General features: G+C 67.6%; 18 protein-coding genes. 7 read left to right on the top strand and 11 right to left on the bottom strand.

Translation table 11 applies throughout. The annotated features are described in order from the left end of the window. Nucleotides 1-482: 482 nt before the first annotated feature. Nucleotides 483-1,061: a hypothetical protein gene (locus FF100_RS18820; protein ID WP_139037208.1), complete on the bottom strand. Its 579-nt coding sequence runs from the start codon at nucleotides 1,059-1,061 to the stop codon at nucleotides 483-485. 307 nt (nucleotides 1,062-1,368) lie between these two features. Here FF100_RS18820 and FF100_RS18815 point away from each other — a divergent pair, with 307 nt between their 5' ends. Then, nucleotides 1,369-3,918, top strand: coding sequence for a patatin-like phospholipase domain-containing protein (locus FF100_RS18815; RefSeq protein WP_246102163.1), 2,550 nt, complete (start codon nucleotides 1,369-1,371; stop codon nucleotides 3,916-3,918). Between the two features lie 42 nt (nucleotides 3,919-3,960). Here FF100_RS18815 and FF100_RS18810 read toward each other — a convergent pair whose 3' ends face one another. From FF100_RS18810 to FF100_RS18790, 5 genes are all read right to left on the bottom strand, one after another. After that, complete coding sequence (locus FF100_RS18810; protein WP_171070246.1) at nucleotides 3,961-5,109, bottom strand: nucleotide kinase domain-containing protein; 1,149 nt, start codon at nucleotides 5,107-5,109, stop codon at nucleotides 3,961-3,963. Between the two features lie 14 nt (nucleotides 5,110-5,123). Next, nucleotides 5,124-6,092, bottom strand: a complete 969-nt coding sequence (locus FF100_RS18805) for a class I SAM-dependent methyltransferase (RefSeq protein WP_139037207.1) — start codon at nucleotides 6,090-6,092, stop codon at nucleotides 5,124-5,126. Further along, nucleotides 6,089-7,717 (bottom strand): thymidylate synthase, encoded by a 1,629-nt coding sequence (locus tag FF100_RS18800; RefSeq protein ID WP_139037206.1) that lies wholly within the window; start codon nucleotides 7,715-7,717, stop codon nucleotides 6,089-6,091. The genes FF100_RS18805 and FF100_RS18800 overlap by 4 nt, the downstream gene beginning before the upstream one ends. A gap of 249 nt (nucleotides 7,718-7,966) precedes the next feature. Then, the gene (locus FF100_RS18795; RefSeq protein ID WP_139037205.1) at nucleotides 7,967-8,809 is read right to left on the bottom strand and encodes a hypothetical protein; all 843 of its coding nucleotides are present in this window, start codon (nucleotides 8,807-8,809) and stop codon (nucleotides 7,967-7,969) included. After that, nucleotides 8,806-9,999 (bottom strand): toll/interleukin-1 receptor domain-containing protein, encoded by a 1,194-nt coding sequence (locus FF100_RS18790; protein WP_139037204.1) that lies wholly within the window; start codon nucleotides 9,997-9,999, stop codon nucleotides 8,806-8,808. Before FF100_RS18790 ends, FF100_RS18795 begins: the two co-directional genes overlap by 4 nt. Before the next feature lie 264 nt (nucleotides 10,000-10,263). Between FF100_RS18790 and FF100_RS18785 the strand changes: the two genes are divergently transcribed. Together FF100_RS18785 and FF100_RS18780 are read left to right on the top strand one after the other, a co-directional pair. Beyond that, nucleotides 10,264-10,767, top strand: a complete 504-nt coding sequence (locus FF100_RS18785; protein ID WP_342779013.1) for a TIR domain-containing protein — start codon at nucleotides 10,264-10,266, stop codon at nucleotides 10,765-10,767. Nucleotides 10,768-10,783: 16 nt separating this feature from the next. After that, on the top strand, nucleotides 10,784-11,431 hold the full coding sequence (locus FF100_RS18780; protein ID WP_139037202.1) for an Nmad2 family putative nucleotide modification protein: 648 nt from the start codon (nucleotides 10,784-10,786) through the stop codon (nucleotides 11,429-11,431). Here FF100_RS18780 and FF100_RS18775 read toward each other — a convergent pair whose 3' ends face one another. Together FF100_RS18775 and FF100_RS18770 are read right to left on the bottom strand one after the other, a co-directional pair. Then, a complete protein-coding gene (locus FF100_RS18775) occupies nucleotides 11,432-11,980 on the bottom strand; it encodes a metallophosphoesterase (RefSeq protein WP_139037201.1) in 549 nt (182 codons plus the stop codon). 321 nt (nucleotides 11,981-12,301) lie between these two features. Next, nucleotides 12,302-13,318, bottom strand: a complete 1,017-nt coding sequence (locus FF100_RS18770; RefSeq protein ID WP_246102161.1) for an HWE histidine kinase domain-containing protein — start codon at nucleotides 13,316-13,318, stop codon at nucleotides 12,302-12,304. A 254-nt stretch (nucleotides 13,319-13,572) separates the two neighbouring features. Here FF100_RS18770 and FF100_RS18765 point away from each other — a divergent pair, with 254 nt between their 5' ends. The 4 genes from FF100_RS18765 to FF100_RS18755 all read left to right on the top strand — a co-directional run bounded on the left by FF100_RS18765 (nucleotide 13,573) and on the right by FF100_RS18755 (nucleotide 18,741). Beyond that, nucleotides 13,573-14,043 carry a DUF3597 domain-containing protein gene (locus tag FF100_RS18765; RefSeq protein ID WP_139037199.1) on the top strand — a complete coding sequence of 157 codons (471 nt, stop codon included), beginning with the start codon at nucleotides 13,573-13,575 and terminating at the stop codon, nucleotides 14,041-14,043. Between the two features lie 72 nt (nucleotides 14,044-14,115). Then, nucleotides 14,116-14,253, top strand: coding sequence for a hypothetical protein (locus FF100_RS37170; RefSeq protein ID WP_171070245.1), 138 nt, complete (start codon nucleotides 14,116-14,118; stop codon nucleotides 14,251-14,253). A 274-nt stretch (nucleotides 14,254-14,527) separates the two neighbouring features. Continuing rightward, nucleotides 14,528-16,363 (top strand): cation:proton antiporter, encoded by a 1,836-nt coding sequence (locus FF100_RS18760; protein WP_139037198.1) that lies wholly within the window; start codon nucleotides 14,528-14,530, stop codon nucleotides 16,361-16,363. 152 nt (nucleotides 16,364-16,515) lie between these two features. Continuing rightward, the gene (locus FF100_RS18755; protein WP_139037197.1) at nucleotides 16,516-18,741 is read left to right on the top strand and encodes a CHASE3 domain-containing protein; all 2,226 of its coding nucleotides are present in this window, start codon (nucleotides 16,516-16,518) and stop codon (nucleotides 18,739-18,741) included. Nucleotides 18,742-18,940: 199 nt separating this feature from the next. Here the strand turns inward: FF100_RS18755 and FF100_RS18750 are convergent, their stop codons facing one another. The 3 genes from FF100_RS18750 to FF100_RS18740 form a co-directional block, all read right to left on the bottom strand. Further along, nucleotides 18,941-20,686, bottom strand: a complete 1,746-nt coding sequence (locus FF100_RS18750; protein WP_246102160.1) for a sensor histidine kinase — start codon at nucleotides 20,684-20,686, stop codon at nucleotides 18,941-18,943. Between the two features lie 267 nt (nucleotides 20,687-20,953). After that, nucleotides 20,954-24,925: a PAS domain S-box protein gene (locus FF100_RS18745; protein ID WP_246102159.1), complete on the bottom strand. Its 3,972-nt coding sequence runs from the start codon at nucleotides 24,923-24,925 to the stop codon at nucleotides 20,954-20,956. Between the two features lie 158 nt (nucleotides 24,926-25,083). Then, entirely contained in the window at nucleotides 25,084-26,259 is a 1,176-nt protein-coding gene (locus FF100_RS18740) for a YihY/virulence factor BrkB family protein (RefSeq protein ID WP_139037195.1), read from the bottom strand. Nucleotides 26,260-26,274: the final 15 nt, after the last annotated feature.

The following is a 26,274-nucleotide window of genomic DNA, read 5'->3' as shown; positions in this document are numbered from 1 at the left end:
ACCCCGGGAGGTTTCGGTTCGGTGCGGGAGACGCGACGCGGGCCAGGTTTGGCGACATGCGTCACGGGCCGGTCGAAACGCCGGCGGATCACCCGTTTTCGCGGGGCGCGCAGGGGCATCGGGAGAGCTTTCCAGGCTGGGTCCGCCCGAGCGTCAGCTACGAGGGCGGGATGGGGCTCCGGCACCGGACCGGTAGCGCATGGGGCGCCGTCGAGGCGTACGAAACACATACAGAACGGCAGGAATCGCGGTCAACGAAAACTGCTGCCTTCACAGCAGATTTTCGGGATCGGTGGATAGCGGGGACGGCCTGCTGATGTTTATCGCCTGTTAACCTTCGATCATTGGCATCACAGTTCCTTTGGGGGGTAGCCCGACTCAAATTGGGGTCTAGCTCTGAGGATGGTGTATGCTCCTTTTGCCGATATTTTATGCGATCCGAATAGAGATATCTCCATGTATCGCTGCATCGCAGCGCAGCCCTATGGCCGAAGCCTTATTTCACTGGTTCCGTTAATCCATTTAGAAAACATCGCGTAATTCTTAGGACTTCTTTTAATCCAAAACGTTTCCCGTTCCGTTCCCTTTATTGTTGACCGACTCAGGTATGGGTAAAGACCAAGGAAATCTTCGCCCACGAACGCATTCCGTCGCACCTTCAGGACCGGAGCGACGCCAACCTTGCGGCCTAGTCCGTCCATAAACCCTAGTTCCCAGGGCATCCATCGAGACAGCTGCGAATGACTACTATAAATGTAAATCAATGAGCTTGAAGAATTCAGGCGATGTCGTAGAAGCTCAGCTGTCGCAACGGTGACTTTGTCCGGCGATATCTGCGGGTCCGTGTACTTATCTACATAGACGCTAAGACCATCTTTTTCTAAAAAGCTTTTGATGCCCAGTATGATGCGTTCGGGCTCGTGCGATGAATGGCTCAGGAACACGTCAAACGTGTCCTCCGGGGCCTTGGCTTCCACAAGGATTTCGCGGGCTGTTTCTCTCCTATCTAAGATAGTGCGTCTCGCCTCGGCCACGACCTCAGCTTCCGTTAACAGCGGCAAGGTGCTTCTCCATCGCGTTCGTGACCGCTCGCGGCACGTCTGAGACATCCTCGGAGGACCGGCTCGGTCGGCTGTAAAAAGCCAAGCCTCCCTTCCCGACCCGTACGGCCAACCTTATCTGTTCATCGAGTCTGGATCCCGCAATCATTGCGCCTCGAAGGTGGTGTGGCTTGAGCAATTCGTGGCGAGGTTCGCGGTTTGAACGGCGATTGCCGATCGGCCAGCTGCTCTTGGTCCCTCAAAGCAATCGCTCATGTCCACGCCAGGAGGAGCGGTCCGGTAGTGCTTCGGCTCTGGATGACCGCCTATGGTAGAAACCGCGGCGGCACCATCGTGGCAGGAAGCGCTGTCCGGAACGCCTGAGCTCGACTCGCTCGGACAGAATTTCCTTGCGCGTTATGGCGACCGATCATGGTCGCCAACGGAGCCCGATCGCGTCGCAGCCCACCTTTTCAGGGTCGAGCTCATGTCGCGGGTGGCGACACGTCGTCTTGGCTACACGCAGGGGGTGGAGGCGAGCGCCCTGCGAAGCTTGCATGTCCTCTTCGAGCGGGCGAGGGACATCAGTCGCATCAATGGCGCGGCGGCGACGACCGAGACCTTCGTCTGGCATGTTCTGAATGTGCACGTCGCCCCGTTCACGGCGAAGTGGCACTCCCGCAGCGAGGCGGGACTGCTCCGGGCGCTCGACGAGGGGGACGAGTTTCGCGAGGAGCTCGGCAAGGTGCAGGAGGCCTTGCGAGCGTTGGACGCTGCGCTGCGGCTCATTCTCGAAACGGAAGGCTACGTACCGTCGGACGATCCCGGACCGGACGCTGACGAACTCGAAAGCGAGTTTGCTCGATCGGTCACGTGGCGTCCGATGGGGATCGTGGCAGGGACCCTTCCACCCGGCTCGATGGGCGCGATGGAGAAGGAGGCCGTGAGGGCAAGGCAGGCCCGACACGGCATCCCGTCGCGGGACTGGGCCGCAGGGATCGCCTTGTCGGGAGGCGGGATACGGAGCGCGACCTTCGCGACGGGGGTGCTCGCAGCGCTGGCGAGGCGAAACTTGCTTCCCCAATTCGATTATCTGTCCACGGTCTCCGGCGGCGGCTATGCCGGGGCCTTCCTGACCCAGCTCGTCGGCTCGGCCACGGACGACGGCATCGGGTTGGGCCGGAAACAGGAGCCGTTCCTGAGGGCCGAAGGGGAATCGGCGATCCTCAAGACCCTTCGCCAGAAGGCCCGTTACCTTACCGGTTCCTTCTGGGAGCGTGTCTCCGTTGCCCTAAGGCAGTCGCACGGGCTCTTTGTGAACGCCGTCATCCTCTTACTCGCGACCGGGTGGTTCGCCTTCGCCGAGACCATGGTCCGGCCGTGGATCCCGGCATGGACGACGGCGATCCTGGCCCTCGCCCTCCCGGCCCTCGCCGTGGGTATCCTCGCCTTGGTCGGAAAGTGGCTGGAGCCCGTGGGAGAGAAGCCCGGCCGCGTCCAGATCGCGATCGGCCTCCTCTTCGTTGTGCCGCCGCTCTGGTATTTTCTGGGCGTGACGCATTTGGTCTGGGCCGGCCTGGGGCACCTACTGTCGTCGACCATCGAAGGGGCATGGGATCCTCTCTTCACGGTCCCCATCGCTCTCGCATCGGCGCTCGCCGTCGGCGTGTCGCTGATCACGGCCTTCGTGCGCCTCAGGAGCGTCACCGTCGCGGTCGCGACGATCGTGGTCGCTCTCATCGCTGAGAACGCGATGTACGCCTGGCTCGCCGGCCTGTCACTGGGATGGCGCACGTTCGCGTTCCTCGCGTTCACGGCCGTCGGTCTCGGCTCGGTCGCGTTCATCGACGTGAACCTGACGTCCCTGCACCGCTACTATCGAGCGAAGCTCGCCGCGGCCTTCCTCGTTGACCCGAAAGGGGCGAGCGTGGCTCCGACCAAGCTGAGCGCCATCAACACGAGCCGGACGCCTTTCCCGATCCTCAACTGTGCCCTCAACGTTCCCGGATCCCGGAACCCAGCGGTGCGCGGTCGGCTCTGCGAGGTATTTTCGTTCACGCCGGTGGCGACAGGGTCCAATCTCGTGGGCCATCGACCCACCCGAGATTGGGAAGCCGTCAATCCGGACCTGGATCTGGCCACCACCATGGCCCTCTCCGGGGCCGCGGTGTCGCCTCAGATGGGGCTACGCACGACGCGGCTGGCCGGCTTCTGGCTCACCCTTTTGAACATCAGGCTCGGCGCTTGGCTGAAGAGGCCGGATAAGAATGGTTGGGAGCGCCCGCGCCTATGGTACCTCCTTCATGAGTTCGCCTCGACCGCCGACGAGACGCTCCCCTTCGCCCATGTCTCGGACGGGGGGCATATCGAGAACCTGGGGGTCTACGAGCTGCTGCGGCGCCGCTGCCGGTACATCGTCGCCGTCGACGGCGAGAACGACCCCTCGATGACCTTCCATGCGCTGACCAACCTGCAGCGGCTGGCCTACATCGACTTCGGCGTCGTCCTGGACATCGATCTTGACGACCTTCGATTGGGGGAAGAGGGGCTCAGCCGGTCTCACTTCCGGTTCTGCCGGATCAAGTATCCCGGCCCGGCTGATGGCGAAGAAGAGATTGGATACCTCGTCTATCTCAAGCTGTCCCTGACTGGGAACGAGGACGAGTTCATCCGACGGTATCGGCATGACGAGCCGGAATTCCCCCATCATCCGACCGCGGACCAATTCTTCACGGAGCCGCAATTCGAGGCCTACAGAGCGCTGGGCGAGCACATCGGCGAAAAGCTGTTCCTGAAGGCCATCGTGGGAGCGGCCGGCGAGCCGGGCGACGTCGACCTGGAGAACTGGGTGAAGGCTCTTGGGCGGGCCATGCTCTGATACCACGGCCGCGCCTCGGCTCGATGCGCGGCGCCGGCACGCTCAGATGAGGTGCAACGTCTCCGCTTGCCCGCTGGGGCGGCCCATGGACGGTCGCCGGCGCCGGGCGGCCCTGGCCACGGCTCGGTCGTCACCGTCGCCCGAAGTTGCCCCGCCGAGGTCGAGCACGATCTGCTTCGACGCTGGCTGCTTCGCGGCAGCTGGAACGGAAGCATCGGCCGGCAGGGCGAGCTTCCATTTGGGCGGGAAGAACAAGGCGATGGGGTCCGGCGACGCGGCGAAACGCGCCTTGATGCGCGACCGGTTGCTGGCGAGCTCGGGGACGGCCTCGCGGCAATACTTGTCCAGCTCACAGAACAGGCCCTGGCAGTCGATGGCGTGCAGCCTGCGCCCGAAGAGACCGTCGAACGGAAGCGCAAGGCGTCGGAACTCCTCTTCCTGTCGCTCGACCATCCAGAGGATGGCGTCGGACGGGGAGTAATCTCCAAGGCTAGTGAAGGCCTTGCTCAATCCGCGCAGGGCCCCAGGGCCGGCCTGGGTGTAGTCGTCCTCGTCGAAACCGAGAAGGTCAGAGTAATTCAGGTCGATGGCAGTCTGATAGGCCATGAACGGCCCCATCAGCGGAAAGGCTTGGAGTGCCCCGACGACGCCTTCCAAGGAGTTCGCCCCTCGGATGATTTCGGCGAGGCGGCCTTCTACGAACATGTGCCGGAACAGCCCGACATGGTTGCGGTGTTTCTCGTCGAAGCCGTAGGCTTTGTTGGCGCATAGGATGAAGGCGCCGGTGTACAGGCCTGAATTGGCCGCCTTGACGCGGTCCAGGGCCTTCTCGAAACGGCCGGACCTGAGGTCGTCGATCGTGGGCGGACGCCCCAAGGCGGCCCGGATGCCGTCCCACGTGCGTATATTACTGAACGTACGAAATGCCACGATCTGAAACACGCGATCGGCATAACTTCCGGCATCCGACGCGTAGGCGACATCTCGGATCAGGTATTGCGACACCCGGTCCGCCGCACGGAAGACGTTGCAGAACTTGTACGTGTTCAGGATGGCATCTTCGCACCAAGGGAAAGCGTCGGCGGCAAGGCGTCGCTCGAAGATCCGCTGCCGTCTCGATGCGAACGTCCAGTAGAGCTCGTAGACACCCTTGCGGGCTACGGGCGGCGCGCGGCGGATATGGACCTGCATGGTTCTGTGCCTCGTCACGCTAGCCTGAGGAAGACGCCGGTATCGTGCAGGTTGAAATAGCGCCGGTCATCGGCCAGGCGCTTCGCGGCGATGCGCTCGCCGACCGTGTAGAGGTGCCGGTTCCGGCCGGCCCAATGGTCGAAGACGATGGCCCCTCCGACCACGACCCTGTCGGCGACGACATCGAGAATGGCCGAGGCGGATGTGTGGTTGTCCGTGTCGACGAAGGCCAGCACGACATCCTCCCCGGATAGGCGTGCAACGGTATCCACCACGTCCCCCACCACGAGCTCAACATCGCGGTCCCGAAGGTACGACCGCACCGCCGATTCGTCACGGAACACGCAATCATGATGGGCATACATGTCGAGGATGCTTCGAGCCTTCGGAAACCCGTCGAAGGTGTCGAAGCCGATGACCTTCCAGCGGGCCCCCACGGTCTCGACGAAGCGGGAAAGCAGCATCGTGGTCCCGCCGCGGAAGGATCCGAACTCCGCGACCACGCCACTCAGTCCCAGCCGTGCGGCCAGCTGGAGGCACTGGTAGAGGTGTATCAGGCAGTTCGGGTAGCCGTTGGCGAGCGAAGGCACGAGCGCGTTCCGGACCACCTCGTGAAAGACCGGATCGCGGAACGCCAGATGGCCGTAGCCACCTATCAGGATCCGGACGCCCGGGGCGACGTGCGCGACGAGAGCGACCAGCAGGTCCTCCTTGCCAGCGTCCTCCGACACGATGACGACGTCCGGGCGGTCCGACGCGAGGCGCCCTAGTGCGGCGTAACCTTTCCCGGGTGCGTCCGGGGCGTCACTCCCGTCAGGGGCGTACAGGCCGATCAACCGGTCGCTGAGGCCGAGCGATGCCAGGAAGCCGATGATGCGGGCGGTCGCAGGCGCACGGCCGACGATCGCGACGCGGGCGTTCGGCTGCGCGGCGAGAGCCTCGGCCAACTGGTCGAGAAGCTTGTCGAGGTCCTCGGCCTTCACGGCGCGCCTTTCCCGACCGCCGAGAGCGCTGCCTCTTCGGCAATGAGGGCAGCGACGTCGCGCGGCTGGCTGGAGGCGATCGCCGCCAGGGCCGCCCTTGCCGCGTCGCGTAGGTCGTTCACGAGTTCGATCACGGCCGGGAGGTTCCCACCGTCGCCGGCCAAGGGCCAGAGGCGTTCGAAGATGTCCACGACGTTTCGTATGGAAAGGGCCGGATCTGCATCGGGCGCGTGGAACGGATCGGCGTCCACCAGCGCGTCGAAATTCGCTTCGTGATTGCTGAGCGGTCGTGGGGCGTCGGCCGGCAGAAGGGCCGAGGAAGGCTCTTGTTCAGCGAGGAGCAGCCGATACTTCGTGGCGTAGACATAGAGATCGAGCGCCGTATCGAGCGCGGCCTCCTCGCCAGGCCCGTTTCCCCGGTCGAGGACGACCTGCAGCCGGTCGACCTTGCGGGCGATGTTTGGCAGCACGCTAACAAGCTCGCCTCGGCGCTTCCAGGCAGCGCCGTATGCGCGGTCCTTGCGGGCGTGGAGGCTCTTCACGGCCTGCTTGAACAGGTCGGCGGCAGGGGCGGAGGCCGCGGTCGCGGCGAAATAGGCGGCCAGCCGAGGATCCGTGAGGGCTTCGAGGCGCTCCGGAAAAGCCCGGCACTGATGCTCCCAGACCGCGGCTGCGGCGTCAGTCGCCGGCAGCGCCGCCAGCTCACGCCGCAGCCTGCCCTCGGGCCATCCCTGGGCTCCCCAGCGGATCCGGATCGCCGCGAGCCACGAGGCCAGGAGGGGGTCAGCCGTCGCGGCACATGCCGGAAGGGGCGCCTCCGGATCGGCGCTGACCGACGCCTCGACCTCGAACCATTCCCCAAGGACTTCGGCGAAGGTCTCCCAAGGCGTGGCGAAGCGCGGCGTTTCGAGGCCATAATCGTACGGCGACAGACCGTGGAAGGAGCGCAGGATCCGTTCTGCGCGCGGCCAGTGCTGTTCGTAGACGTGGAAAGAGGTCGCGAGCCAGGTCTGTCGACCGACCTTGGCGCCGAGCCAGTGCGCCATGATCTCATGGAGCAGGCTCCACTCGAAGGCGTTGGCGCCAGAGAACCCCCAGACCGCGTCGTTGCTTCGGACGGCCACCGCGAGATGGAGATGGCCGTTGCGCAGGATCCAGCTCAGCCAGTTGTTGCATGGGATGTCGTCGACGGCGGAGAGGTCGATCGCAGGGTCGAATAGGTTCATGACCGCCCGGCGACTTGAGCGGTCCTGCATCAGCAGGCGCCGCACGTGCTCGAACTGATCGACGGACCCGTTCCAGCGGCGAAGGCGCGGTCCGTAGGCTCCACGCCACGTCGATCCACCGTCGTTCGAAAAATCGGTGGCCCTGGGAAGGTACCGGCCGAGCCACTCGACGTCATTGCGTCCCGCTATGACCCAGACTGCCTCGGCCATTTGGGCGAAGGCATCATTGCGCCGCTCCGGTACAAATACGAACCGCTCCAGGGGCCGTTCCAGGATCGTGACCCGGTGAAGGATCTCCCGCGTAGCCTTGCCGGCGACTGTGACCGGGGAGCCGGTCCGCATCACGGCCTCAAGGCCATCGACGGTCGCGAAGCTGACGTTTCGCGACGGGCGCGACATGGCTGACCCCTAAATTCCTCGCATGGCCGGTGCATCGGAACATACGGTGAACCGAGAATACATGCCGCAGGCGCGGCGTCCAGCGCGTTGGACAGCCTTCATTACGGTTTGCAGGTGGCGTCGAACCGTAGCGGCGCCACGCATGCGGCACACGGCCATTTACGTGCAGGCAGAACCGCCCCCTAGGAGCGTGTTGCAGGAGCGGCTGGCGTGTGGCGGAGGTTGATACCTACGTGCCGTGGCTTGGGGCTAGGCTTGCGCCACCGAGACGCTTTGATTGTGAAGGACCTGCGCCTGCTTGAGCATCCCTCGAAGCACCAACGTCACCGCCTGGTCGATATGAGCAGTCCGCGCCAACGTTCGGTTCTCGTCCTCGGTGAGGCCGTTGTTCAGTGAGGACGGCGTCATGCGCTTGAAAGCCTCGCGGCCGGCCCATTCGCACGAACCTCCTTCGGCTGGGACCAATCCGAGGTCCACCGCGATGTCCCGTGCGCAACCGCCGAAGCCTCCGAGTATGAATATCGGCTGGTTGGCATGGAGCGCGAACAGCGTTTCCTCAGCGATGCCGGGCATGCGCCCCTTGTAGCCGGCCACGCGGCCTCCGAGCACGACCCTCGCATCAGTGGCTTTGGTCAAGGCCGAGCGCATGGCAGTGAGCCCGGTACCCCACTGTTCGCTGGTGGCGTCGTAAGGCTCCGGGGCAAGTGTATCGAGGGGTATGTCTCGGCCGTCGAGATCTAGGCAGCGCACCTCCGCCACGCCTTTCAACTCCCGTGCTACCTTCTGGATATCCTGGCCCCGACACCCGGCGTGAACGGGCCACGACAGGTAGCTGACGACGCCGGCGGGCTCGTCGTCGGTCGGCGCGGCACGGCGATGCCGGGCAACGAGCTCGACCAAAAGCGCAGTGAAGCCCTCGTCCCGCAGGTCTCCTGCGTAGGCGAGCCGGGCACCCATGGCCAGAAGATGCCGAACCACCTCGGCCATCGCGTCGCGCAGGTGCTCTTCGGCGAGTCCGAGGATCGCCATGTCTGCACTCTCGGAAATCGAGATGGCGACGGTCCGCGCACTCAATGGGGTAAGATGGCTCATCCCGTCACCTCGCCGTCCCAGCCTGCAAGCCACTCCGTGAGAGTACGCAACCGTACCCTCGGGGCAATCACCTCGAACAGGCGCCTCTCCTCCGCCCCGATGGGGGGATCCGGATAGATCAGCGTGACGTCGGCATCAGCGCGATCTTCGAGCCCTGCGAGCGAGATGAGCTCGGGCGGTCTGGGAAGGAAGACCGCGCTGTCCTCAGCATCGGTCCGGGCGAGCTCGATCCGGCAACGCCAAAGGAAGTCCTTCAGGACCTCGTCGAGCAGCCGTCCGACGACGTGGTCGATCCTGTCGAGGGCGTGCGGGTCCAGCCGGACGATGGGCACGTTGCCCATGTAGGGAAAGCCGCGCTCGTCGCCCTCGGATATACAGTTCGCCACGACCAGAGGCACGTTCCAGCGCTTGGCTTCGATGATCTCCCGACGGCACCATTCCCGGGACGAGTAGCCGTCGGTGTGAATGGCCACCACCGCGCTAACTCGCACCTGCCGCAGGATGACGTCGTCAAAGCGGACGCCGGTCGGGATGTCGTGGACATCGAAGAACGTCGAGAGGCCGTCCCCGTTGTAAAGAGCGTCGCGGACAGCGCGCGCAATGCGCGCGCCATCGGGATCGTGCTTGGAATGGCTAAGGAAGATCTGGACCTTGCGTAAGTAACGGTCCAGCTCGTCCTCGGGCTCGTCCGGCCGCCGCAGCCGCTCAAGGTAGGCCCGGAGCATCCTACCGAACTGGTAGGTGAGGTCGGAGACGAGGCGCCGGCGCCGATCAGCCTGCCTCATCCGCCGCCAGCCGTCCCAGCGCACGGCCTGCTGCATCAATCCAGTCCTTCCGAAGGCACCATCGATCGCGACCGGGAATATCCGCGATCGCAGACCGGCCAGATCGGTCCTGAAGGCCAGGTCCCGGATCCATGCCATGTAAGCCGCATCCTGCGCGAAGCGGGCGTCAATAAGCGGCACAATCGCAGTGGTTTCGCTCTCGTCGAGGTCAATGTCCCGAAGATTGCCGATGTGAGGGTCGATCTCCGAGCGATACAGGACGCTCAAGCCGGTTCCGCCCGCAACGTTCTCGTAAAGTTCGCGCCGGAAATGTTCGTACAGGCTCTTGGCAATCGACCGACCAGCCGCGAACGCGGGGTGCCAGACGACGTAGACGGCGAGGAAAGGTCGGGTGGAGTGCGGCAAGGATCTAAGGCCGTCAATGAGAGGAGAAATCCGGAGAATCGCCGCTGCATTATGGGTCACAGGCGCGTCGGCCCTACCGCCCGGAGAGGCATGGCCCAAGGCTCCACTAGGAGGGCTTCATACCACGGATTGCAGGGCTACCGGGAGGCCGAACCTAGGCCGCGCTGGGCTTGATAGGATTGTGCATGGGAGCTTGATCCAACAACTCCTCATCGCCACATTCACATCGGTTGAATCTTGCCCGAAACCAGGGGCGCCCCAACCATGGATGCCCGCTCGATGAGCAAGAGAACTCACGTATTCATCAGTCACCATCACGCGGATGACGACCACGTGACCAGACTGACCGGCATGCTGCAGCGGAATGGCTACGATATCCGAAACAGCTCCATTCGCGCTAAGCCGGCCAACAAGGAGCGGCTCAAGAACGGCCTCATCAAGGACGAGGTTCTCAAGCGTCTGCTGCGGAGAAAGATGTCATGGGCGTCTACCGTCGTAGTGCTGGTGGGAGCCAATACACACGCTCGGCCTTGGGTTGACTGGGAGATCAGGAAGGCAAAGGAGCTTGGTAAAATAATTGTTGGCATTTACACTCGCGGAGGCACGAAGGCTGACATTCCACCTGCCCTCGAAGATTATCAGAGCGCCATCGTCAACTGGAATTCAAAAAGCCTGATGGACGCGATCGCAGGGAAAGACAATCCCTTCGAGGATCCTAGCGGGGGAGAGCGAGAGCCAGTTCACGGCTCGTCTACTTCACGCTGCTAACTGGGCTAAAGAGTCAATGGCCCGCGTCTATGTATATGTGGTAAAGTACGATTTCGGCTTTGCTCCCAATCCTTTTCAGGGAACATGCACATTGGCTTGCTGCATGCCCATCATTCGGAGGGTAGCACAGGTCGGCGACTGGATTGTTGGTATGGGAGGCCGAGACCTCAAAGCGACGGGCAGGTGCATCTACGCAATGCAAGTCTCGTCTGCCATGAAATTCGACGAATATTGGAGTCACGAGGATTACATCCGAAAGCGGCCAAAGCGCAACGGCTCGCGTGTCGCTATGGTTGGTGACAATATCTACAGGCACGCTCCAGGTGGCGGCGGTTGGCTTCAGGAAAACTCGATCCATAGCATGCCTGACGGAAGCCAAGATCTACTTAACACGACTCATGACGTTAGCGTGGATAGGGTTTTGATTTCCACGAACTTCATCTACTTTGGCAGCTTGGCTCCTACAGTCCCCCAAGACGTCATCGCGTCGATCGGTTACAGGAACGGCCGAGGGCACCGCGTGTACTCCGCCGAACGCAGTTCAACGTTTCTCAATTGGATCGTTGAACAAGCAAACGGAGAGATGAACCGCGTAGTCGGTGATCCATTTCAATTGAGGCAAAGTGATAGGCGGTTCTCCCGAGAAAAAAACCGGCTATTATAATCAGGCAATCGGGCCGCGCCGGGCGTTCTCGGCTAGGCGGAGGCGGATGCCGTCGAGGCTCACCGGGCGGAAGCCGAAGCAGTCGACCCCGACGTCAGTGCTTGTGGCGGCGCCGGGCAGCCGGCCGTGCGAGTGGCCGTAGAGATGCAGGTCGCCCCGGTGCTGGCGCGGCCATGCGCGGTGGGCGTAGTGGCTGCACCAGATGCCCTGGACGGTGCCGCCCGGTTGCGGGACGACGACGCGGGCGACATCGACGACGGCGTCCCAGGGCAGGCGCGCGCCGATGCGGTCGTGGTTGCCCCGGACGAGGTAGCGTCGGCGGCCGCTGAGGCGCGCGAAGATCGCACGGGCGCGCTCCTCGGGGCAGCGATGGCAGAAGTCACCGAGGTGCCAGACGGTGTCCTCTGGGCCGACGGCCGCGTTCCAGTTCGCGACGAGGACCTCGTCGTGCTCGTCGATCGTGGCGAAGGGTCGGTTCAGGCCGAGGCGCGGGCCTAGGACGGCCCGGTGGGACCAGTGCGTATCGGCGGTGAAGAGGGTTCTGGGCATGGGGCCTCCAGGGCGGAGGCTCGCGATCGCGCGGATCGAGCGCTCCGGGTCAGCGGGTTGCGGGCGATCCGTGGGGTTTCATGGAGACCTTCCGGGCATGGGGCGCGCGACTCCGAGGCGCGGAACGCGGGAAGCGATACTGTGCGACCGTTACCCGAAAGAAGCGTGGGCCTTAACCCTCGGCGCCGAGGATCCTGTGGATCGGGAGGGTGTGGCGATGGCGACGCGGCAGGAGGCCTTCGAGGCGGCGGAGCCGGTGGCGGAGCGGGCCGCGCTGGAGGTCCATCGTCCGGCCAGGCTTGAAGCCTGCGGAGCTCGGTATCAGGCCGCGCCGGAAGCCTGCCGAGCAGGGCCGGGCAGCGGGACCGCGACGCTGACCCTGAGGCCGTCCGGGTCGAAGGCGATGTCGACCTTGGCGCCCACCTGAAGCGTGAGCACCCTTTTCAGGAGCTGCGAGCCGAAGCCCTCGCGCGTCGGCAGCGCGATGGGCGGACCGTCGTGCTCGTTCCAGGTCCAGTGCAGCATCCGCCCCTCGGCTCCATCCTCCACCGACCAGGTTACCTCCAGGCGTCCCTCCGGGTCGCCGAGCGCGCCATGGCGGATGGCATTCGTGGCCAGCTCGTGCAGCGCCATGCCGACCGGCACCGCGAGGTCCGAGGCGAGCACGACCGGTGGCCCGGTCAGGAACACACGCCTTCTCCCCGGCTCGTCGTAGGCTTTGAGTTCGGCGGTCAGAAGCCCCTCGAACGAAACGACCTGCGTGCGGTCCTCCGTGATCAGGGCGTGCGTGTTGGCGAGCGAGGCAATGCGGCCCGTGAACGCCTGCCGGAACTCGGCCAGGCCAAGGGAGGAGCGAAGGCTGGCGTTGAGGACCGCCTGAACGGTGGCGAGGGTGTTCTTCACGCGATGGTGGAGCTCGCGGACCAGCAGGTTCTGGCGCTCCTCCGACGCATGGCGCTCGGTGACGTCGCGCTGCGCCGAGACCCAGCGCACGATGCGGCCTCCTGCGTCCCGCACCGGGGTGATCAGCCATTCGACCACGTAGGTCGTGCCGTCCTTCCGATAGTTGAGCGCCTCGCCCTGGGCGGCCTCGCCGGCTTCGAGGGACGCGCGCAGCCGATCGAGCGAGGCGCGATCCGTCCGGGGACCCTGCAGGAACCGGGGCGAGCGGCCCAGGATCTCGTGCGCCTCGTAACCGGTCATCCGCGTGAAGGCGGGATTGGCGTACTCGATGCGGGGGCCCGGCTCGTCGAGCTCGGCGGAGGTGATGAGGATGGCCTCGCCGGACGCCTCTACGACGGCCTTGAACACCTCCAGGTCCGGCAGCACCCCTGTCACGTCGTCCCGCCCCTCCGAGGCTAATCCCCGACCGGTTCCCGGTCCGACGAGGTTCGGGATTAACCTGGGACAGTGGCGCCGGTTGCAGACCCGGGCCTCGACGCCGGCCGCTCGACCCGCGCCTCGTCGCCGCAACCCTTGCGTCGGCGAGTGCGAGCCGCCGAGCCGCAGGCCACCTCGACCGGAACGCCCCGCGGCCATCCCCGTTGTCGAGCGCTCGCCCCGGGCGGGGGCCCAGGAATACGGAGGAACCCATGAGCATCTTCGGGTCGATCATGTCGAAGATCTTCGGTGGCGCCGCGAGCGCCCAGGCCGCGGCCCCGCACGCCTCGGAAACGCCGAGCGTCTCGGCCGCAGCGCAGGGCCAGGACGGTCCGACCGGTTCGGCCAGCAGCGCCGCCGTCCCCTCGATGAGCGGGGCGCCGTCGCCGGTCGCGGCCGGACCGTCCGGGGCGGGCCACGCGAACGTCGATGTCGGCCAGGTCCTCGCCGACCTCGCCTCCAGGAAAGGGCAGCAGCTCGACTACAAGCGCTCCATCGTCGACCTGATGAAGCTCCTCGACCTCGACAGCAGCCTGCAGGCCCGCAAGCAGCTCGCCGACGAGCTGAATTACACGGGCGACAAGGAGGACTCGGCCACCATGAACGTCTGGCTGCACGAGCAGGTGGTCCAGAAGCTCGCCGAGAACGGCGGCAAGGTGCCGGACGACCTCAAGCACGCGTGACCGGCTCGGAAGCTGCCATCGAGACCATGGGGTGACCGGGGGCTTCCCGGTCGCCAACCGAGGGAGACGAGCATGACCGAGAAGAAGGGCCACGGCAGCGACACGGCCAAGAAGGCCAACGCCAAGGCGAGCCACGAGGGCAAGTCGAACCCGCGGACCTCGTCCTCTGCCCAGGCCGAACTGGGCAAGAAGGGCGGCAAGAGCAAGTAAGCGCCTCACGTGCCGTCAAGGCCCCACCGGCTCGCCAGCCACCACGTCGTCCCCGACGGATCGCCCAGGTTGCCGCGCATGTCGTCCGCCACGCCTCGGCGCACTTCCTGAAAGACCGCCGTACCGGCCTCGCAACCCCTCGCCCCTGATCCCCGATCCCGCTGTGGCGCCTACCCCGAAGGGGCGGCTCCCGGCCTACGAAGCAAGGGACCCTTGCCGTCCGGGAGCGTTGTCCCGGGGCGGCCTCGGCCGGCGCATTCCCGGAGCGTTGCGTATGGAACATGGTGTGGCGGCGGCGGTCCTGTGCATCGTCGCCGGCGGGGTCGCCGCCCAGGTCCTCGCCGCCCGGCTCCGCGTCCCGGCCATCGTCCTCCTGCTCGGACTGGGCTTCCTCGTCGGCCCCGTGCTCGGCCTCCTGCATCCCTCCGAGGCTTTCGGGCCGAACCTCCGCCCCTTGATCGGCCTCGCCGTCGCGGTCGTGGTGTTCGAGGGCGGCCTCGCCCTCGACTTCCGCGAGCTGAGAGCCGCCGGCGGAGGCGTGCTGCGGCTCACGGCCATCGCGCTGCCCATCAACTTCGTGCTGGGCACGCTCGCCGCCCACCTCATCGGCGGCATGCTGTGGGGCCCGGCGGCCGTGTTCGGCGCGATCCTGGTCGTCACCGGTCCGACGGTCATCTTGCCGCTCCTGCGCCACGCCCGGCTGGAGCGCCGCTCGGCCTCGTTCCTGAAGTGGGAGGCCATCGTCAACGATCCCGTAGGGGCGATCCTGACGGCCATCGTAATCGAGATTCTGGTCGGCTCGGGCCACCGGTCGGGCGGGGAGGCCGTGACCGACCTCGCGCTGCATCTCGCCGAGGGCGCGGGGGCCGCCGCGGTCCTCGGCGTCGGCTCCGCCTTCCTCGTGGCGTGGGCGTTCCGGCGGGATCTCGTGCCCGAGACCCTCAAGACGCCGCTGCTGCTCGCGCTGGCGTTCGTCGCCTACGCCGTGCCCAACCTCCTGATGCACGAGGCCGGGCTGATCGGCGCGACCGTGTTCGGCATCGCGCTCGCCAACCTTCACGTGTCCGGCATCGCGGAGCTCCGCCGCTTCAAGGAGGCGCTCGTCGTCCTCCTGGTCTCCTGCCTCTTCGTCGTCCTCACGGCCGACCTCGACCTCGCCGTCCTGGGCAAGCTGTCCCTGCCCATCCTGGCGTTGACGGCCGCGACGTTGTTCGTGGTGCGACCAGCGGCGATCTGGCTGGCCACGTGGCGCAGCGACCTGACGTGGCGCGAGCGCCTGTTCGTCGGATGGATCGGCCCGCGCGGCATCGTGGCGGCAGCGGTCGCCGGATTGGCCGGCCCGAGGCTGAGCGAGGCGGGCTACGCCGGCGGCGACCTGATCCAGCCGACGGTGTTCGCGGTCATCGTCGCGACGGTGTTTGCGCACGGCTTCTCGCTCGGGCCGCTGGCGCGACGCCTCGGGCTCTCGGTCGCGGCCGACGCGGAGCGCCTGGCCATCGTCGGGGCCTCGCCGTGGTCGAGCGACCTCGCCGTGACGCTCCACAAGGCCGGCGTTCCGGTCCTGCTGATCGACACCTACCCCGGGGCCCTGCGCGCGGCCCGGTCGGCGGGCGTGCCGACGTTGCAGGCCGAGCTCCTCTCGCGCCATGCGGAAGAGGGCTTGGCAGACCAGCCGCCGGACTACCTGCTCGCGGCGACCCGGGACGAGCTCTACAACGCCCTGGTCTGCACCCGGCTCGGCCCCGAGCTCGGGCGGGAGCGGGTCTACCAGCTGGCGCCCTCGGCCGACCACCTGCTGCACGCCGAGACCGGCGTGAGCCGGGATCTGCGCGGCAAGGTGCTCGCGGACGGGGGCCTGGACTTCGAGACACTGGCCGAGCGGTACGGCGCCGGCTGGCGCTTCTCGATGGCGCCCGCCGGTGCCGCGGACGTTGCGGCCACCCCGTGCCTGCTGGTCATCCGCCCCGACGGCCGTCTCGACTTCCCTTCGCCCGAGCACGAACTCGGGGCTCCGGAGCAGGGTGACAGGTTGGTCCTGCTCGCGGCGCCTCGCAGGGGCGCCCGGCCGGAGACCGATGCCCGCTCCAACGCCGATGCAGCCACCGGCTAGGCGGACCGGCACGCTCGACGTCCGCAATTCACCCGCAATCCTGCCGCATCGACCGCGCCCATCCACTTGGCCGCCGCGACCGAATCCCCGAAGCCAGGTGCACCGGCGCCGCCGCCACGGCCGCAGGTGGGTACGGCAAGGGCACGGTGAGCATGAGCCATTACCTCGTCAGGCGCGCCAACGTCCTCGTCCTCGTCGTCCCGCTGGTCTTCCTGAGCGTGATCGGGGTCTTCGGTTGGGAGCGGCTCAACGCCTCGCGCGACGCCCGCGCGTGGTCGCAGCACAGCTATGCCGTGCTCTCCACGATGAAGGACCTCGCCATCGCGCTGCGCGACGCGGAGCGCGGCCAGCGCGGCTACCTGCTGACCGGCCGCGACGAGTACCTCGGTCCCTACCACGTCGCCCGCGACCGTCTCGGCCTCCTGCAGGGCGAGCTCCAGAAGCTGACCGCCGACAACCCCGCCCAGCAGGAACGGCTGCGCGCCCTCGCGCCCGCCGTCCAGCACAAGCTTGAGGAACTCGCCCAGACCGTGCAGGCGCGCCGGGACGGCGGCCTTGAGGCCGCCCTGCGCATCGTCAACACGGACGAGGGGCGCGGCCACATGCGCGCGGCGGAAACCGTCCTCGCCGCCCTGCTCGGGGACGAGCAGCGTCTTCTCGACGAGCGCCTCGCCCAGAACGACGCCCGCGCCGCCTGGACCCGTTGGTTGGTCGGTGCCGGCTCGGCGCTCGCCGTCCTGACCCTGCTATGGGCCACCCGGCTCCTGAACCAGGCGTGGTCGCGCTCCTACAGGACCGAGGCCGAGCAACGGGCGCTCGCCCTGCGCCTGCGCGCCACCCTCGACAGCCTTAGCCAGGGCGTCGCGGTGTTCGGGCGCGACCGCGCTCTCGCGAGCTGGAACGAGTGCTTCGTGGTCCTGCTCGACCTGCCCAAGGCGATGGTGCGCCCAGATGCCCCCTATGCAGCCTTCGTCGAGCACACCGCGGAGCCCGGGCGTCCAGCGCTGGAGACCGAGGACCAGATCCGGCACGGGAGCCGAAACCCGCGCGAGGCCGTCACCTACGAACGCGAGCGCGCCGACGGGCACCACCTGGAGATCCGGCGCACACCGATGCCCGACGGCGGCTTCGTGCTCACCGTCTCGGACATGACGAAGCGCGCCCAGGCCGAGGGCGTGCTGCGCGAGGCCCAGAAGATGCAGGCCATCGGGCAGCTGACCGGCGGCATCGCGCACGACTTCAACAACCTGCTTCAGGTCATCCTTGGTAACCTGGAGTTCGTCCGGGCCAAGCTCGACGCCGACGCCAAGCTGCAGCAGCGGATCGAGCGGGCATCCTGGGCGGCCCAGCGCGGCGCGACCCTGACCGGGCAGCTCCTCGCCTTCGCGCGCAAGCAGCCGCTGGCGCCCGCCGCCATCGACCTCGCTGCGACCATGCCGGACCTGATCCCGCTGTTGCGCCGGACCCTCGGCGAGCACATCGAGGTACGCTACGTCGAGACCGCCGGCCTATGGCCGGCGATGGCCGACCCGGCGCAGCTGGAGGCAGCGGTCCTGAACCTCGCGCTCAATGCACGCGACGCCATGCCGGGCGGCGGGCGGCTGACCATCGAGCTCGGCAACGTGGTCCTGGGCGAGGAGTACGCGCGTGACCACGCCGAGGTCGTTCCCGGCGACTACGCCCTGGTGGCGGTCTCCGACACTGGCCATGGCATGACGCCGGAAGTCCTCGCGCGCGTCTTCGAGCCGTTCTTTACGACCAAGCCCGACGGCAAGGGCACGGGGCTCGGCCTCGCCATGGTGTTCGGCTTCGTCAAGCAGTCGGGCGGGCACGTGAAGATCTACTCGGAGCCCGCCGAGGGCACGACGGTGAAGATCTACCTGCCCCGCGCCGTCGGGGCGGTCGCCGCGGTCCAGCGTACCGGCGCGCCGGTGGAGCTGCCGCGCGGCTCGGCCACGGTCCTGGTCGTCGAGGACGAGGCGGCGGTGCGTGAGATCGCCTGCGCGATCCTCGCCGACCTCGGCTATCGGGTGCTGGAGGCGCCCGATGGCGAGGAGGCGTTGCGGGTGTTCGGGGCCAATACGGCTTCCGTCGACCTGCTGCTCACCGACGTGGTGCTGCCAGGCAAGGTGCGTGGACGCGAGCTTTCGGAGCGCGTCCGAATGCTACGCCCCGAGGTGAAGGTGCTCTTCATGTCGGGCTACACCGAGAACTCCATCGTGCACCATGGGCGGCTCGACGACGGCGTCCAGCTCATCGGCAAGCCGTTCAAGCGCGAGCAGCTCGCCCGCAAGGTCGCGGAGGTTCTCGGTGGTCCACCGACCGCTCCGGAAGGCGTCGGCAAGGTGGTGGAGCTCAGGCCGAGGCGGGACACCTGAAGCTGGTTCGCATTCCTGCGAGCGCGGGGCTCGCCACCGTTCCTCAGGCCTGGAACCGGTGAGGACAATGTCTGCCCTTACGTCAGCTGGACGAACGAGCACATCCGGGCGCCATGCGACCGGCGGTACAGGCCAGGCCTTGGTCGAGGCGGGATGGTTCCGAGCGCCGACCTTCGCCCGCGACGTCCGCAGCTCCCGGTCAGTCCGCCGCCCTGGGGGCCGGGACTGCCCGACCCTGGACGAGGTGCGGGCTGAGCATGATGCCGGCGGTGTCGTCCATCGGCACCTCGATGGTGCAGCGTAGCCCTTCCGGAGCGAAGTCGATGTGCGCCACGCCGCCAAGCTCGCGCCCGATGCACATCGAGATCAGGCGCGTGCCGAAGCCCCGGTGCTTCGGCACGACGACCGGCGGACCGCCTGCCTCGACCCAGTCGAGGCGGAGGTGGCTCGTGCCGCTCTCGCCGAGGACGACCTCCCACCCGACCCGGACTTGGCCGGCCGGCTTCGACAGCGCCCCGTACTTCGCCGCGTTCGTGGCGAGTTCGTGAAGCGCCATTCCCAGGGCCAGCACGTGCCGCGGCGGCAACTCGACATCGGGGCCGCCGACGACGAACCGCTCGCCCGCGGTCCGGTAGGCGCCGATCTCGTTCCCCAGCACCTCGCGCAAGGGTGCGCCGTTCCAGTCGTCGCGGGTGAGGAGGTCGTGGGTCTTGGATAGGGCGAGGATGCGCGCCTCCAGCTCCTCGGCGCGCCCGGTCCCCTCCCGAGCCGATTGCCGGATGAGCGATTGCACCGTGGCCAGGGTGTTCTTCACCCGATGGTTCAACTCGTGCAGCATCGTCACCTGGCGTGCCTGCATCTCGCGTCCGCGCTCGATCTCCTCGCGCAGGTTGGCATCGTGCCGCTGGAGCGCGGCGGCCATGGCGTCGAGCCGTGCCCCCAGTCGCCCGAACTCGCTCGAACCGCGCAGGCCGGTGCGCACGTCGAGCTCGCCCACGTTCCAGGCGGCGGCCGCCCGGTCGAGCCGCTCGAACGGCCGCCGGATGAAGGCGCGCCCGGCCACCAGGGCTGCGGCGACCGCCAGCGCGGCGCCGAGCGCGATCAAGATGAGCCCGCGCCGGGTAGCTTGGTCCACGTCGGCGAAGGCGAGGTCCCGGTCGCGCCCGACGATGACGCGCATGCCCTGGAGCACGCCGTCCGGGAGCACCTGTGCGATGACGCGCTCCCGGCCGTCGTAGGCGTCGTCGATGCGCACGCCCTCGCCCTGGGCATCGAGCTTCGCCAAACTCTCCGAAGCGATGGGTCGGCCGACCCAGCCGGCGTCGTCGGGCCGGCGCACCAGGATCAGGCCGTCCCGTCCGGTCAGGGTGGTGGCGGTGCTCTCCATCCGTAAGGCCGGCTGCAGGTAATCGGCGAGCCAGCCGAGGTCGATGGCGGCCGTCAGGACGCCGAGGGCCGTCCCGTCCTCCGCCAGCAGCGGCCGTGCGAAGTGGACCGAGGCCTTTCCCGTGGCGGAGCCGCGCGCGTAGGTGCCGACGACGAAGCCGCCCTCGGCGAGGGCGCGGCGATGGTAGTCGCGCTCCCCGTTCGTGTACGAGCCGGGTGCGGAGCCCAGGCTGTTGCAGATGACGGGTCCGTCGGGTCGCGCCAGCGCGAGCAGCAGGAGGTGGGGGATCCTGGCCACGGCCCGCTTGAGGTATGCCGTGCACGCCTCGTGGTCGCGCGTGCGCACGGTCGGATCCTCGGCCACGAGATCGAGCGCCTGCTCGATGCCGCCGGCGAGGTGGCGCAAGTTCAGCGCGACGACCCTTGCCGTGGCGAGCGCGTCCGCGCGGACCGCTTCGTCGCGGGTGCCGCGCAGGGCGTACTCGTTGTAGCCCTGGATCGCCAAGGCGGGCACGAGGGCGAGGAGGACCAGGAGGAGGGTTCGGGTGGTGAGTGACACGCGACGGTGAGGCTCCGGACCTGCTCGGATTGGAACTGGGAGAGACATGCCGGCAGCCCCGTCACGGTCGTGCTTACGTTCGCGAGGTCGCTCCGATGCCGCGGCTGGAGGTCACCGGGCAGTATCCCGTCGGCAGCCCTTTCCCGACTTGGGTGAACGCTCCCGAGGAGGAATGGTCTCCTTGAACCGCACATGTGCGGACATGCGCTTCCTAGGGCGCTCAAGGCTGCCGAATGCGATTCTGGCGTTGCGTCAGGCAACCCATCATCAAGGCGCCGCGATGAGCTCCTTGATGCGCGAGGCCAGCGCCTCCATCACGAAGGGCTTGGTCAGCACCTGCATGCCCGGCTCCAGGTGGCCGTTCCCGACCACGGCGTTCTCGGCGTAGCCGGTGATGAACAGCACCTTCAAGTCCGGTCGGCTCACGCGGCCGGCATCGGCCATCTGGCGTCCGTTCATGCCGCCCGGCAAGCCGACGTCGGTGACGAGCAGGTCGATGCGCACGTCCGATTGAAGCACCTTCAATCCGGCGGCCGCATCCGCTGCCTCGATGGCGGTGTAGCCCAGGTCCTCCAGGACCTCGGTCACGAGCAGGCGCACCGTCGGCTCGTCGTCGACGATGAGCACCGTCTCGCCTTGCTCGGCGCGCGGGGCCGAGGCGAGGTCCGGCATGCTGTCGGCGCCCTCCGCCTCGCCGTAATGGCGCGGCAGGTAGATGCACATGGTCGTGCCCTGACCCATCTCCGAGTAGATGCGCACCTGCCCGCCGGACTGGCGCGCGAACCCGTAGATCATGGACAGGCCGAGCCCGGTGCCCTGGCCCATCGGCTTCGTGGTGAAGAACGGGTCGAAGGCGCGGGCCACGACGTCGGGCGGCATACCGGTGCCGGTGTCGGTCACGCACAAGGACAGGTACTGGCCCGGTGGCAGGTCCCGCTCCTTGGCGGCGCGCTCGTCGAGCCATTTGTTGGCGGTCTCGATGGTGATCCGGCCGCCCTCCGGCATGGCGTCGCGCGCGTTGATGCAGAGGTTCAGCAGCGCGTTCTCAAGCTGCGGCGGATCGACCAGCGCCGGCCATAAGCCGGCGGCCCCGACCACCTCGATGTGGATGGCCGGTCCCACGGTTCGGCGGATCAGGTCTTCCATGCCGTGGATGAGGGCGTTCACGTCGGTGGGCTTCGGGTCGAGGGTCTGGCGCCGCGAGAAGGCGAGCAGGCGGTGGGTGAGGGCCGCCGCTCGCTTCGAGGCTCCCTGGGCTGCGTTGATGTAGCGGTCGAGGTCGGTCAGCCTGCCCTGGCTCATCCGGGTCTGGAGGAGCTCCAGGCTGCCGGAAATGCCGGTGAGCAGGTTGTTGAAATCGTGCGCCAGGCCGCCGGTGAGCTGCCCGACCGCTTCCATCTTCTGCGATTGGCGCAGCGCCTCCTCGGTCCGCGCGAGCGCCTGCGCGGCCTCCTTCTCGGCCGTGACGTCCCGGCCGACAGCGTGGATGAAGTCCGCGTCCGGCACCGCCGTCCAGGAAAGCCACCGGTAGGAGCCGTCCTTGTGCCGGTAGCGGTTCTCGAAGCGGGGAATGACCGAGCCGGCCGAAAGGTCGCCGGCGGCCGCGGCGGTCGAGGCCGCGTCGTCCGGGTGGACGAGGTCCATGAAGGAGCGCCCGACGAGCTCGTCCCCGCTCCAGCCGAACAGCGCGGTCCAGGCCGGGTTGACTGCCACGATGGTGGCGTCGAAGCGCGCCACCAGCATCACGTCGGTCGAGAGGCGCCACATGCGATCGCGGTCGCGCGTGCGCTCCTCGACCTGCTGCTCCAGGGTCGCGTTGAGGCACTCCAGCTGGGCCGTGGCACGTTTGCGGTCCTCGATGTCGGTGTTCGTGCCGATCCACCGGACTACCGCGCCGCCCGGATCGCGGATCGGCTCGGCCCGAACGAGGAACCAACGATAGGTCGCGTCGGCGCGACGGATGCGGAATTCAGTCTCGTAGAGGGTGCCGTCGGCGAGCGCCGCCGCCCAGGCCCGGCCTGCGGCCTCGACGTCATCCGGGTGTACGATGGACGCCCATGCCGTCCCGTCGAGCTCGCCCGGCACGGTGCCGGCGTAAGCGTGGACCTGCTCGTTGAACCAGTAGAGGTCACCGTTCGCGTCGGCGGCCCAGACGTGGTTCGGCATGGCCTGCGCGAAGACCCGGAACTGCTCCTCGCTCTCGCGCCGGCTCGCCTCGGCGCGGAAGCGCTCGATGGCAGCCCGGGTGCGCTCGGCGACGTCGCGCACGAAGGCGAGCTTATCGGTGCGCCAGTCGCGCGGCTGCCGGTCGTGCAGGAAGAAGAGCGCCACGATGCGCCCGTGCTCCATCACCGGCACGTTGATCAAGGCGCGTACGCCTATGGCCAGGAGCGGTCCCGGGTTGCCCGCGGTGCGCGGATCGACCGTCACGTCCGGGATGACGACCTCGCGGCCTTCCGCCAGGCCGGAGCGGACCTCGCCGTAATCGGCGAAGCGGTGCCGCCCGGCGAGGCTGACCACGCCCGGGGCCGTCCAGTCCCGCTCGATATCGACGTGCTCCAGCGCCTCGTCGACCGTGCCGTACCCGGCCCGGTCAAGACCTAGCGTGCGGGCCATGATCTCGGCGCCGGCGGCCGCCATCTCGGCGGTGCCGCGGCATTCCTGGAGGCGGTCGCCGATGGCGATCAAGGCGTCCCGGAAGGACTCCAGCCTGCGTCGTTCCGCGAGGTCGCGGGTGACGGTACCATAGCCGGTGACCGCACCCTCCGCGTCGCGGACCGGGAAGATGGTGTAGTGAACCGGGACGGCGGCGCCGGTCGAGAAGTTGCGGAACGCGAGGTCGCCTTCCCAGAAGCCGCTCTCGCGCGCGGCCGGGAGCGCCTCATCCAGTACCCTGGTCCTGTCGTCGGGCTCGAAGTAGTCAGCCACGTCGTAGCGGCGGGCTTCCTCCAGGCTCGCGAGGCCAACGAGCCTGCGCCCCGCCTCGTTCACGAACTCGACCTTCCCGTGGAGGTCCGCGAGGCCGATGAAGTCGCTCGATTGCTCGACGAGGGCCGCGAGCCGGCGCGCCCGCGCCTCGGCGGCCCGGGCCTCGGTGATGTCGCGGACCGTGCCGACGAAGCGTACGGGCCGGTCGTCCCGGTAGACGGTGTTGCCGCGCGCGGCCAGCACGCGCTCGGCGCCGTCGTGCCGCCCGACGACGCGGTATTCCAGCTCGAAGCCCTCGCGCGCGCCGATGGCGGCCTGGACCGCGCGGTCGGCCCGCTCCCGGTCGTCGGGGTGAACGCCCGGCAGGAAGGCTCCTTCGTAGGAGACGGGGTCGTCGGCCGACAGGCCGAACAAGGCGCGGGTGCGCGCGTCCCAGGTGAGCGCGCCGGTGACGAGGTCGTAGTCGTAGATGCCGGTCCCGGCCCCCTCCAGGGCCAGCCTGAGCCGGTCCTTCGCCTCCTGCAGGTCGGCCCTGGCGCGGTGCCGCTCGGCGATGTCGGTGACCATGACGAAGATGCCGTCGACGACACCGCTCGCGGTCCGGCGAGGGATGTAGCGGATCTCCGATTGCCGGGGGATGCCGTCCCGGTACGGCATCAACGCGTCGAAGGTGACGTCCTCGCCGGCGAGCGCACGCGACATGAAGGGTAGCCGAGCCAGGTAGAGCGCCTCGCCGACGACCTCGCGCACCGGCCGGTCCAGGATCTCGCTCGCGGACCGTCCGAACCAGGCTTCGTAGTGCCGGTTCACGAACCGGTAGACGTGGTCCTGGTCGATGAGGCTGATGAGCACCGGCAGCGCGTCGGTGACGACCTGCAGCTCGTCGCGGACGCGGCGTGTCTCGCCCTCCGCGACCGTCGCCTCGGTCCGGTCGCGCAGGATCTTGAGGAAACCCAGATCTGCGCCGTCCGGCGAGCGCAGGGGCATCATCTCGCCGCTCGCCCAGAACCGCGAGCCGTCCTTGCGCAGGTGCCAGCGCTCATCCGCCGCGCGTCCCGTCTCGGAGGTGCACCGCATCTCCGTCCGCGGCCGGCCCGCGGCCCGGTCCTCGGGGGTGAAGAAGGTCGCGGCCGGCTGCCCGACCATCTCCCCGGCCGACCAGCCCAGGATGCGCTCGGCGCCCGGGTTCCAGGCGGTGACGCGCCCTTCGTGGTCGGTGGTGATGATGGCGAAGTCGATGGCGCTGTCGAAGATTGCCCGGCAGAAGGCCGGGGTCGGCTCGCAGGGCATGCGCGGAGAGGAGGCGTTCAAGGCAGGGTTACGCGGAGTGTTCGAGGAGGAGGCGGGCGCCCGACGAAGGTGGGAGCTGATTGCCCGTCATTTGAGGCGAGGCGTAGGCCGACCCAAGAGGCTTACGCAACCTGCGCCCACCAGGCCGCGTCGCACGCGGGCGTTCCTGTCGCCGGCGGTCAGCTGGATGCCGCGACGGTGTCGGCCATGCGGGCCTGACGCGCGCCCAGAGGCTTGTCGCCGCCGACCGTCGTGTCGCGGGCGGTCTGGTGCTCCATCTCGGCGTTGAGCTCGGCCCCGAGCAGCACCACCGTCGTGGACAGCCAGATCCAGGTCATGAAGCCGATGGCTGCGCCGAGCGAGCCGTAGGTCTCGTTGTAGCTGCCGAAGTTCGCCACGTACCAGGAGAACAGCCCCGACGCGACCAGCCACAGGGTGCCGGCCACCGCGCTGCCCCAGGTCACCCAACGCCATCGGGGCTTCCGGCGGCTCGGGCCGAAGCGGTACAACACCGCCAGGCTGGCGACGACGAGGACGAGCAGGGCAGGGAACCGGAGCAGGGCGATGTACCAGGCCTTCTGGTCGAGCCCGAGCACCTGCAACGCGGCCGGCACGACCACGATGCCGGTGAGCGCCAGCACCACGAACAGCAGCGCCCCGGCCGTGAAGGCGAGCGACTGCAGGTTGAGCATCACGAACGAGCGCTTCTCCTCCTCCTCGTAGGCGATGTTCAGCGCGTCGAAGACTGCCTTCATCCCGCCGTTGGCGCTCCAGAGCGAGATCAGGATGCTGACGATGGCAGTCAGGCCCAGCGCCTTGTCGCCCTTGTCGACCAGACGCTTCACCTGCCCGCCTACGATGTCGATGGCCCCGTCCGGCAAGATGCCGCGCAGGTCGTTCAGGTGATGGTTGATGGTGCTTGGGTCAGCCACCGCGCCGTAGATGGAGACGAGCGCCGCGATGGCCGGGAACAACGCCAGGATGGCATAGAAGGTCACGCCCGCCGCGACCAGCAGGATGCGGTCGTTGGAAAACTCCTGGTAGAGGCGGAGCGCGATGTCCTTCCAGCCCTTGGCGGGGATCTCGGAAGGCGTGTCCGCCTTGCGCCCGCGCTCCGGTTCGGCCTCCGCCAGGCGCTCGGCCGCGGCGCCCTCGTGCGAGACGGGCCCATCCTCGGTGCCGAGCTTCCTGTCCTCCTTCGCGGGACGGCTCGACGCGGCCGGCAAGGAGCCTCCTCGCCGTTTCGGCAAGGCGACCAAGCCGACGAGGGCCACGCCCAGGAACGCGGTCCACAAGGTCGGCGAGGTCCGCTCTGGGCGAGCGGAAGGAGGCGTCGAGGTAGGCTGATCCGTCATGGCTCACCGGGGCGC

This window comes from Methylobacterium terricola, assembly GCF_006151805.1.
Lineage (GTDB): Bacteria > Pseudomonadota > Alphaproteobacteria > Rhizobiales > Beijerinckiaceae > Methylobacterium > Methylobacterium terricola.
This window is presented reverse-complemented; position numbering and strand designations above follow the sequence as displayed.